The following is a 10,238-nucleotide window of genomic DNA, read 5'->3' as shown; positions in this document are numbered from 1 at the left end:
GGCGGGGGTGCGGGCGGGGGCGGGCCGGGGTGTCCGGCCGCGGCGGGCGGCGGGCCGGCGGTCCCGGCCGTCCGCTCGGCGGCCGCGGTGACCGGTGCCGGGCCGCGGGACGCCGCCGGAGGGGTCCGGTCGTCGTGGACGTACCGCCCGCCGCGCAGCAGCGAGGCGACCGCGGCGATCAGGCAGGCGGCGAGGGCGAAGTCGAAGGCGACGGCCAGCCCGTCGGCGAACGGCTGGGAGATCAGCTGGGGGAAGAACTCCCGGCCGGTCAGGTACGCGGCATGGCCGGGCGGGAGCTGGCCGAGGACGTGCGGCCCGAGGAGGGTCTGCACGGGGTTGTAGCCGAGCAGGGACGCGAAGAGCACGCTCACCGGGGGCAGCGCCGCGACCCGGGCGGCGTCCGCGGCCGGGACGCCCTGGGCGGTCAGCCCGCTGGTGAGGGCGTGCGGCAGGGCGCCGGCAAGACCCGCGATCATCAGGGAGAAGAAGATGCCGATGGAGAGCACCATCGCCGAGTTCTGGAAGGTGGTGCTGATGCCGGCGCCGACCCCGCGCTGGTCGGGCGGCAGGCTGTTCATGACGGCGGCCCGGTTGGGCGCCGCGAACAGGCCCATGCCGATGCCGTTGAGCAGCAGGACCAGCGCGAAGGGCGGATAGGAGAAGTCGACCGGGAGGGCCTGCAGCGCCACGAAGGTGCCGGCCGCGAGCAGCATCCCGCCGGTGGCGAAGGCCCGCGCCCCGAACCGGTCGGACGCCCATCCGGACACCGGCCCGGCCACCAGGAAGCCCAGCGTCAGCGGCAGCATGTAGATGCCGGCCCACAGCGGCGTCTCGGTGAAGCCGTAGCCGTGCCGGGGCAGCCAGATGCCCTGGAGCCAGATGATGAGCAGGAACATCAGGCCGCCGCGGCCGAGCGAGGCGAGCAGGCTCGCCAGGTTTCCGGCGGTGAAGGCGCGGATCCGGAAGAGCCCGAGCCGGAACATCGGCTCCGGCACCCTGGTCTCGACCACGCAGAAGACGGTCAGCAGCGCCACCCCGGCGGCCAGGGCAGCGAGCACCGCGGGGTTGCCCCAGCCCATGGTGTGCCCGCCGTAGGGCTGGATGCCGTACGTGATCCCGGTCAGCACGGCGATCAGGCCGGCCGCGAAGGTGAGGTTGCCCCACCAGTCGGGACGGGCCGGCGTGCGGATGCCGGTGTCCCGCAGCTTCACATAGGCCCAGACCGTGCCGAACACGCCGAACGGCACCGACACCAGGAACACCAGCCGCCAGTCGACCGGCCCGAGCAGGCCGCCGAGCACCAGCCCGACGAACGATCCGGTGATGCCCGCGACCTGGTTCAGACCGAGGGCCAGGCCCCGCTGCCCGGCGGGGAAGGCGTCGGTGAGGATCGCGCTGGAGTTCGCCATCAGCATCGCGCCGCCGATGCCCTGAAGGATGCGCATGGCGATCAGCCACAGGGCGCCGGCCGTGCCGTGCTGCCAGGTCACCGAGAGCAGTACGGAGAAGAGGGTGAAGACCGCGAAGCCCAGGTTGTACATCCGGGTCCGGCCGTACATGTCGCCGAGCCGGCCGAAGCTGACCACCAGCACGGCGGTCACGACCAGGTAGCTCATGATCAGCCACAGCAGCAGGCCGGTGTTCCCCGGCTCCAGGGGGTCCACGCCGATGCCCCGGAAGATGTCGGGCAGCGCGATGAGCATGATCGACATATTGATGGAGGCGATCAGCACGCCGAGGGTGGTGTTCGACAGGGCGACCCATTTGTAGCGCGGGCCGGTCGCGGCCGGGCCGCCGGAATCAGCAGTGGTTCTTCCCACGGGGCACCTACTCCCACCGGGACGTTTACTTGCTTGACATCAACCAATTTACCTCGGCGCGCGGGGCCCGGCCAGGTCCGGAACGGGACCGGGCAGGACGGGCCGCCTCAGCCCCTGACGCCGCAGCCCCCGCGCCTCCCGTGGCCCGTGGCAGCGGCGCCGGGATGCATCCGAACAGAGCAGTACGCTCCCCGGCCGGGCGGGCCTCCGTCACCTCTGGCGTCACCTCGGGGCGCCTTCCCCGGCGTTAGCGGTACGGCTCGCCAACAGCCCCTGGAAGAAAGTGAGTTGGCCGGCGGACGGACTGTCCGGCACCTGACGCCAGGTCACACAGATTGGCCAATGATGGCTTTTTTCGCGTTGCGACCGATTTATCCCGATGTGAATCTGGTATCCCATTCGTCAAAGGAGTTGATCGCATGGTTACGGATCGCACGGCGCCGGTCGAGACGGCCACCCTGGCCGCCGAGGTCGAGGGACTGCTTGAACCCGCCGAGGCCGACGGCGTTTTCCGCGACACCCGCGAGTGTGGAGGTGCGCTGCTGCTGGCCGCGCTGCTCCTGATCTCGCCGCCCACCCCCCGGCCCAAGACTGACGTTCGCTGAGGGGAAAGCGTTGGCTGAACAGACGCAAGGAGCAGTCCCGCTCAGCGCTGTGATCGCCGATGCCGCAACCGGGGTCGCCCTCGCCCTGCGGGGCGAGGGCGACCCTTATGCGCTGTCCGGCATCCTGCGCCAGGAAGACGCGCTGACCCCGGCCGCTGTCCGGGTACTCGGCGCCGACGCGCTCGCGCCGTACGCCGTGGAGCACCGTGCGGTGGCCGTCGGCGCGGACGACGAAGCGGTGGTCCGGCAGGCGCTCGCGGCCTATCCGCCGGGAGCCGACGCCTCGGCGGTCTCGGCATGGACCTACCGGGGCCTGGTCGAGGCCGCGCACGCCTTCCTGCCCGGGGGCGCGCCGCCGTGGCCGCCACCACCCGAGGCCGGGACCGGATGGGTAGAGAGCGACCCCTGGCCGAAGCTCGCGCACCGGGCGTCGCAGCTGGCAGCGCTCGCGCTGCCCCCGCTCGCCCCCGGCCTCGCCGAACAGCTGGCCGGCCGCACCGACGACCTGGCCCGCGGTTTCGTCCGGGCGGTCCGCCGCCGGGACTGGCTGCAGGCGGCCGGGCTGGGCCGCTGGCTGGCCCGGCTGCCCGAGGCCCCGCAGACCCTGGGGCTCGACAGCGGGCTGGCGTTCGTCCGGCAGATGGGCGGCACCGACCCGCGGGTCGCGCTGCACGTCGCGGCCGCCCGGCGCTTCCACGGACGGGGTTGGTGACCGCCGGCCACAGCGACCCCGGGCTGCTGGACCGGATGGTCCGGAGCAGCCTGGGGTGGCTGGAGGGGGCGCGCGGGCAGTTCCGCCTGCCCGCGAACGTGACGACGGACGCCGACCCCAACCTGACCCTCAAACCGCTCGGTGAACTGGCCGAACTCACCCAGCTGATCGGAGTGCTGCACCCGCGGGAGGACATCCGGCACACGGCCCGTGGGCTGTTCGCGTTCGCCTGGAACGAGACCCGGGACGGCGAGCTGTTCGCCGAGCTGATCCGCGGTGAGCCGTTCGCCACCTACCCGGTGGAGCTGTACGGGGTCTTCGCCCAGGCCGGGCTGCGCCACGCCGAGGTCGACGAGCTGGTGCGGACCACCACCCGGCTGCGCGGCTGGCGGGTGGCCCGCGAGGACCACACCCGTACGCTCGGCGTGCTCAACGCCGAGCGGCGGATCGGGCTGCGGCAGCACGCCGACTTCTCCGCCGTGCTGGCGCTGACCGGCCTCGGCGGGCTGCCGGAGCCCTGGGCGCTGGACCGCAAGGCGGCCTACGGCGTGACCCACGACGTCTTCCACCTCACCGACTGGGGCCGCAACCGGCAGCGGCTGTCCCCCGAACTCGCCCAGTATCTGCGGCTGTGGCTGCCCTCCTGGCTGGAGAACTGGCTGGAGGAGCAGCTGTGGGACCTGGTGGGCGAGCTGCTGGCCGTGACGGCCTGTCTGCCGAAGGCTCCCCACGACCCGGCGGCCTGGCAGCGGCTGGCGGACGCGCAGGCTGCCGACGGCAGTGTGCCGGAGATGGGCGCGGCACCGTCCTCGGACGACCCGGACGAGCTCTTCACCGCCTGCTACCACTCCACCCTGGTGACCGCGTTCGCCGCCACCCTCGCCCGGATCGCCGCCGACGAGGCCGAGGCCGGCCCGTCCGGCGGGGACCCGGCGCTGGTCGGCGGCCGTACCCCCTGCGAAAGCGAGAGTGCACCGTGACCGTGACGGCCGCGTCCCCCGCCCTGCTGCACGGTGTCGGCGACCGGGCGCTGTCCTGGCTCGACGAGCACCGTGAGCACTTCCGGCTGACCCCCGACGACTTCGTCAACAACGGAGCGGTCGTCGAACGGCTCAAACCCATCGGGGAACTGGCCCTCAACATGCAGGTGCTCTTCCGGGAGGGGGTGGCCGGGTCCCGGCAGAAGGCCCGCGCCGGGCAGCTGCTGGACTTCGCCTGGCGGGAGCTGCTGGACGGCGGAAACGTGCTGGCCCGCCTCCAGCACGACGAGCCGCTCTCCCCCGTGCCGCTGGAGGTCTATGCGACGTTCCACGAGCTGGGGCACCGCCACCCGGGACTGGAGGCGGCGGTGGAGGTCTGCCGGCGCACCGCCACCTGGACGGCGCTGGAGATGATGCCCAACCGGCGGCTCGGGGTGCTCAACGCCGAACGCAAACTGGGCCTGGCGCCCAGCAGCGATTTCGGCGAGGCGGTGGCCCGCACCTGGCTGGGGCAGCTGCCCGAACCCTGGACGGTGCAGCTGCACATCGCCTACGACATCACCCACACCGTCTTCCACCTCACCAACTGGGGCGAGGCCCCCGACCGGATCCCGCCGGACCTCGCCGACTACCTCACCCGGTACCTGCCCGCCTGGATGGACGACTGGGCCGACCTCGAACACTGGGACCTGCTGGGCGAACTCCTGGTCGTCGACGCCTGTCTGCCGCGGCCCACGCTGGACGCGGCGCTGTGGGAGCGCTACGCCGCGGCGCAGTCGGCCGGCGGCGCGATGCCGATCCAGCGCGGGATGCCCGAGGGGGATCCGGCCCGCGTCTTCGACCTGGTCCACCACCCGACGCTGGTCGCCGCGTTCGCGTCGGCGATGGCCACCTCCCGGGCGATGTCCGCCGTCCGATGAGCCCGGACCGCGGCCCCGCGCTCACCGACCGCCTCGCGGAGGCGGTCACCCACATCGACGCGCCGGACATCGTGCTGGGCGTCACCCGGCGGGGCCGGCGGACGGTGGTCACCGGTGGCTCCGCCCTGTCGCCGCCGACCCCGCGCCACGCCCTGCGCTACGAACTGGGCTCGCTGTCCAAGACCTTCACCGTGCTGCTGCTGGCCGACCTGGCCAGGGACGGCGTGCTGGCACTGGACGATCCGCTCGTCGCGCATCTGCCGGACCTGCCGCTGCGGCATCCTTACGCGCGACACATCACCCTGTGGCACCTGGCCACCCACACCTCGGGGCTGCCGCGGATCCCCACCGACCTGATCGCCGGTGCGCTGGTGCACCCGTACGCCAACGGGTACGCCGCCTACGACACCGAGCGACTGCTGCAGACCTTCGCCCGGACCCGGCCGCGGCACCGGCCGGGCACCCGCTGGCGCTATTCCAACCTCGGGGTGGCGCTGCTGGGGCCGGCGCTGTCCCGGGCCGCCGGCGTCGGCTACCCGGCGCTGCTCTCCGACCGGGTGCTGCGCCCGCTCGGCCTGACCGACACCAGCCTGGGCCCGGGCACCACCGGCACCGACGCCATCGGCCACCGCACGAACGGGGTGACGCCGGTGCGCAGCGCCGACATGGGCGCCTTCGTCGCCGCCGGGTCGGTCCGCTCCACCCCCGGCGATCTGCTCGGCTACCTGCAGGCGCACCTCTCCCCCGAGGACACACCACTGGCCGGCCCGCTGCGCGACGTGCAGGTGCCGCTGCTGCGGCGGGGCTGGCGGCACCGCAACACCCACACCCTGACGTGGTATCAGCACCCGGCACCGCGCGGGCCGCTGCTCTTCCACGTCGGGGCGACCTTCGGCCAGCAGGCGTTCCTCGGCTACCACCCGGCGACGCACACCGGACTGGTCGCGCTGGCCACCCGCCGGGGCCGTACCTGCCGGATGATCACCACCGCGTACGAGCTGCTGTACACGCTGGCGGGCGAGCCGCAGGTCTGAGCCCGGCCGGGCCCCGGGCCGGCGGCCGCCGACGGTCAGAAGTCGCCCGCCAGGATCCGGGCGAGCGAGGTTCCCGGGCGTTCCTCGCTGGCCCGGCGGAAGGTCTCCGCGTAGGCGGCGTCGCCGATGGCGGCGCGGGCCCGCTGTTCGCACTCCTCGCGGACCGCGCGCAGTTCGGGGGTGCCGCGCTGCGGGTGCCCGACGGTGCGCCAGATGGCCTGGCCGCTGCCGTAGACCCGGGCGGCCGCCGCGCCGTCGCCGCGGGCCGCCACCGCGGCAGCGAGCAGGTCCAGGCCGAGGGCGATCCCGAACTTGTCGCCGATGCCCTGCTTGGCGGCGAGCATCGCCCGGGCGTGTTCCGCGGACTCCTCGGCGCGGCCCTGGAACAGCGAGATCAGGGAGAGCTGGTAGTCGGTGTAGGAGCGGGTCCAGTGTTCGCCGCGCCGGACACAGCCCTCGCGCAGCGCGGTGGCCTCGGCGCGCGCCTCGTCGAGCTTGCCGAGGGCGGTGAGCGCGAAGATCCGCACGAGGTGGCAGCGCAGCCGGCCGGGTGAGTCGAACGGGGCGTCCGGCGGCGGGCCGAGGACCTGTTCCGCGACGGTGTACGCGGACATCGGGCGGCCGGCCATCAGATGGGTGAGGCCCACGAGATAGCCGGCCGCCAGCACCGCCTCCGCGTCGTCGGAGGCCGACGCCGCGCGTGAGCAGGCAAGGCCCAGCTCGTCGGCGAACGGCAGGTCGCCCTGCAGGAGGACGGCGACGCCCAGGGCCCACAGCGCCCGGGTGCGCGCCCGGCTCGGGCCGTGGTGGGCGGCCAGGGCGCGGGCCAGATAGTCGCGGGCCTCGTGCAGATGGCCGCAGCAGCTCCAGAAGAAGCCGATCGCGGCGCTGAGTTCCTGGGCCCGCTCCGGGTCGCTGACGAGGAGGTGGTCCAGTGCGGTGCACAGGTCGACGTGGGCGTCGGCGACCTTGCCGTACCAGCCGACCTGTTCGGGGCCGAGCCAGCCGTGTTCGGCGCGGCGGCCGAAGTCGACGAAGTGCGCGGCGTGCCGGTCGGCGAGGGCCGCCACCTCGTCCAGTTCGCCGAGCCACAGCCGGCCGTACTCGCGCAGGGTGTCGAGCATGCGGTAGCGGCCGCCCTCGCGGGTGAGCACCGATTTGGCGGCCAGTCCGGCCAGCGCGGTGCGTACGCCGTCCTCGGTGAGCGGGCCTCCGGCGCAGACCGCGCCGGCGGAGTCCTCGTCGAACGTGCCGCGGAAGACGGAGAGCCGGGCCCACAGCAGCCGTTCGAGCGGGGTGCACAGCTCGTGGCTCCAGCCGATGGCACAGCGCAGCGTCCGGTGGCGCGGGGGGCGCGGCAGCCCGTCGCCGTCGAGGGTGTCGAAGCGGGTGGCGAGCCGTTCGGCGATCCGGTCGACGGAACTGCCGGCCAGCTGGGCGCCGGCCAGTTCGAGGGCGAGCGGGATGCCTTCGAGGCGGCGGCAGATGGTGTCGGCGGCCGCCGCGTGCTGCGGCTCGGTCAGGTGCAGGCCGGGGGCGGCGCTGCCGGCGCGGTCGGCGAGCAGGGCCAGCGCGTCGTTGTCGCCGGTGTACGGCAGCGGGCCGATCTCGGTGACGCGCTCGCCGGCGAGGTCCAGCGGCTGACGGCTGGTGACCAGCACGGTCAGGTGGGGGGCGGCCGTCAGCAGGTCTCCGAGGAGGTCGCGGCAGGCGTCGACGAGGTGTTCGCAGGAGTCGAGCACCAGCAGCAGCCGCTTGTCGGCGAGCCAGGCGCACAGCGCGGCCGCCGGCGTCCGCGCCGTGTGGTCGGCCAGTCCGACGGCGTCGCAGACGGTGGCGAGCAGCAGCCCGTCACCGTGCAGCGGCCAGAGGTCGGCCCAGCAGACCCCGTCGGGGAACTGCCGCGCGGCGGCCCGAGCGGCCCGTATGGCGATCCGGGTCTTGCCCACGCCGCCCGGGCCGGTCAGGGTGATCAGCCGGTGTGCCGTCAACTCCTCGGAGAGATGCCGTAGTTCATTTCGGCGGCCGACGAAACTGGTCGACTCTTGGGGAATGCTGCTTACCACGGCCCCAGTTTGCCCCAGCTGTGGCGTCGGGTGGCGCAGGGTGGCGTACGCGGTGCGCGGCGCGAAGTTGACGCCCGGGTGCCGGGGCTGGTCAGGGGGTCACGAGGGGGAAGGTGGGGTGGGGGGTGCACAGAAGGCCGAGGAGCTGGTGGAGCGCTCCGCTCTCCCCGTCCTGCGCGGCCCCCGCCGGGCCCTGACCGGCGAGGAGTTCGACCAGCTGGGGCTTGGTGAGGGTGAGCGTCAGATCCGGGCGGCGGTCGTCGCAGGGCGTGGGCGAACCGGGTGAACTGACATGTGTCAGGGCCCCGTTGGAGAGCGTCAGCTGCCAGGTCCGGTCCTCGTCGGGGAGGTAGAGGTCCAGGGTCAGGGCCGTGGACCAGGCGCGCGGGCCGTCGATGCGGAGGGCGAGCGCGTCGAGGAGCTGGTCGACGGTGAGCACCGCGGCCGTCTCGGGGCCGGCGGTGTCCGGCGGTGGTTCGGCGAGGGTGCCGCGCAGTTCCATGGCGCCGGTGAGGTAGGAGTTGCGCCAGGTGGCGTTCTCGCTGCCGTGGCCCAGCCGTTCGTAGACCTGGGCGAGTGCGCGGCGGGCGCGGAGGTTCTTCGGGTCGGCGAAGACGGCGTGGTTGAGGAGGGTGGCGGCGAACCGCAGATCGCCGTCGGCGGCGTACCGCTTGCCCGCGTCCACGGTGGCCTCGACGCCTCCCAGGGTGTGCACGTAGCGCTTGGCCTGCTCGGCAGGGGGGTGCTCCCACAGGTGCGCGGGGTTGCCGTCGTACCACCCCAGGTAGCGCTGGGCGATCGCCTTGACGTTGTGGCTGACCGAACCGTAGTAGCCGCGGTGGGCCCACCCCCGCGCGAGGCGGGGCGGCAGCCGCAGTTCCTCGGCGATCTCGGGGCCGCTGTACCCCTCGTTGAGCAGCCGCAGGGTCTGGTCGTGCAGATAGGCGTAGAGGTCGCGCTGGTCGGCCAGCAGGGCCGTGACGCGCTCCTTGCCCCAGGTCGGCCAGTGGTGGCAGGCGAAGGCGACCTCCGCCTCACCGCCGAAGAGGGCGAGCGCCTCGCCCAGGTGGCGCGACCAGGAGCGGGCGTCGCGGACGGCACCGCCGTACAGCGGGAGGAGGTGGTGCAGGGTGTGGGTGAGGTTCTCGGCCAGGCACAGCGCCCGGTGTGCCGGGAGGCAGAAGTTCATCTCGGCGGGCGCCTCGGTGCCCGGGGTGAGCTGGAAGACGAGGCGGACGCCGTCGAGGATCTCCTCCTGGCCGGTGCGGGTGATGTCCACGGTCGGCGGGACCAGGGTCACGGTGCCGGTGGAGCGGGTGGCGCCGAGGCCGCAGCCGATCTGGCCGTCCGGCCCCTTGGGGAGCCCGTCGCCGTAGGCGTAGACGGCCCGCCGGCGCAGCGCGGTGCCGGCGTGCAGGTGCTCGCCGACCGCGTGCTCCAGGAAACCGGCGGGCGCGAGCACCGGCACGGGATGGTGGTCGTACGGCAGTACGCCGCGGGCGCCGCCGAAGTGTTCCCGGTGCGAGTGGGTGTAGATCAGGCCGGTGACCGGCTGGTCACCGCGGTGCTTGCGGTAGAGCTCCAGCGCCGCGGCGGCGGTCTCGGCGGAGTGCAGCGGGTCGATGACGATCACCCCGTGGTCGCCCTCGACCAGCGTCATGTGCGCGAAGTCCAGACCGCGCACCTGGTAGATGCCGTCGGTGACCTCGAACAGACCCTGGCGGCTGACCAGCCGGCCCTGGCGCCACAGGCTCTCGTGCGCGGTGTCGGGGCGGTTCTGGGCGAGGAAGCGGTACGCCTCGGCGTTCCAGACCACCCGGCCGTCGTCCATGGTGATCTCGGGCGGATCGAGCGCGGCGATGAAGCCACGATCGGCATCGGCGAAATCTTCGTGATCATCCACGGGCAGAGCGGTCACGGGACGCTACCTCTCCGGGGCGGCCGAGCCAATACCCCACGCAACCGATTTAACCCAATTTGTCCGAGGGTCGCATGCGTGCGCGGCGGGCACCGGCCTCCGGCCCCGGGTCCGGCGCCGGAGCCGGGGCGGGAGGCCCGCGCACCGGAGCGGTGGCGGAGCGGGCCCTGCTCCGCCGCGGCA

The 10,238-nt window shown here is 73.6% G+C and carries 8 protein-coding genes; 5 read left to right on the top strand and 3 right to left on the bottom strand.

Annotated elements, in window-relative coordinates:
• Positions 1 to 1,820, bottom strand: a 1,820-nt coding sequence (locus OO62_RS36515) for an MFS transporter (RefSeq protein WP_078617241.1), incomplete at its 3' end; no start/stop codon positions are given.
• 419 nt (positions 1,821 to 2,239) lie between these two features.
• Between OO62_RS36515 and OO62_RS18800 the strand changes: the two genes are divergently transcribed.
• Genes OO62_RS18800 through OO62_RS18780 form a run of 5 tightly spaced genes read left to right on the top strand, consistent with a single transcriptional unit; the run spans position 2,240 to position 6,071 of the window.
• Entirely contained in the window at positions 2,240 to 2,425 is a 186-nt protein-coding gene (locus tag OO62_RS18800) for a hypothetical protein (RefSeq protein WP_030411128.1), read from the top strand.
• A 10-nt stretch (positions 2,426 to 2,435) separates the two neighbouring features.
• On the top strand, positions 2,436 to 3,137 hold the full coding sequence (locus OO62_RS41360) for a hypothetical protein (RefSeq protein WP_234386011.1): 702 nt from the start codon (positions 2,436 to 2,438) through the stop codon (positions 3,135 to 3,137).
• Positions 3,134 to 4,117, top strand: a complete 984-nt coding sequence (locus OO62_RS18790) for a DUF6895 family protein (protein WP_033268602.1) — start codon at positions 3,134 to 3,136, stop codon at positions 4,115 to 4,117. Before OO62_RS41360 ends, OO62_RS18790 begins: the two co-directional genes overlap by 4 nt.
• Positions 4,114 to 5,037: a DUF6895 family protein gene (locus OO62_RS18785; protein WP_033268601.1), complete on the top strand. Its 924-nt coding sequence runs from the start codon at positions 4,114 to 4,116 to the stop codon at positions 5,035 to 5,037. Before OO62_RS18790 ends, OO62_RS18785 begins: the two co-directional genes overlap by 4 nt.
• Positions 5,034 to 6,071 (top strand): serine hydrolase domain-containing protein, encoded by a 1,038-nt coding sequence (locus tag OO62_RS18780; RefSeq protein WP_033268600.1) that lies wholly within the window; start codon positions 5,034 to 5,036, stop codon positions 6,069 to 6,071. The genes OO62_RS18785 and OO62_RS18780 overlap by 4 nt, the downstream gene beginning before the upstream one ends.
• Before the next feature lie 35 nt (positions 6,072 to 6,106).
• Here OO62_RS18780 and OO62_RS18775 read toward each other — a convergent pair whose 3' ends face one another.
• Entirely contained in the window at positions 6,107 to 8,137 is a 2,031-nt protein-coding gene (locus tag OO62_RS18775; protein ID WP_033268599.1) for an ATP-binding protein, read from the bottom strand.
• A gap of 91 nt (positions 8,138 to 8,228) precedes the next feature.
• On the bottom strand, positions 8,229 to 10,055 hold the full coding sequence (locus OO62_RS18770; RefSeq protein WP_033268598.1) for an alkyl/aryl-sulfatase: 1,827 nt from the start codon (positions 10,053 to 10,055) through the stop codon (positions 8,229 to 8,231).
• Positions 10,056 to 10,238 lie beyond the last annotated feature (183 nt).

This window comes from Streptomyces lydicus, assembly GCF_000717345.1.
GTDB lineage: Bacteria > Actinomycetota > Actinomycetes > Streptomycetales > Streptomycetaceae > Streptomyces > Streptomyces lydicus.
The sequence above is the reverse complement of the archived record's forward strand: the minus strand, read 5'-3'. Positions and strand labels throughout refer to the sequence as shown.

Coding starts and splice junctions, on each gene's coding strand:
- OO62_RS18800 (WP_030411128.1), top strand. CDS start 2,240: ATGGTTACGGATCGCACGGCGCCGGTCGAGACGGCCACCCTGGCCGCC.
- OO62_RS18780 (WP_033268600.1), top strand. CDS start 5,034: ATGAGCCCGGACCGCGGCCCCGCGCTCACCGACCGCCTCGCGGAGGCG.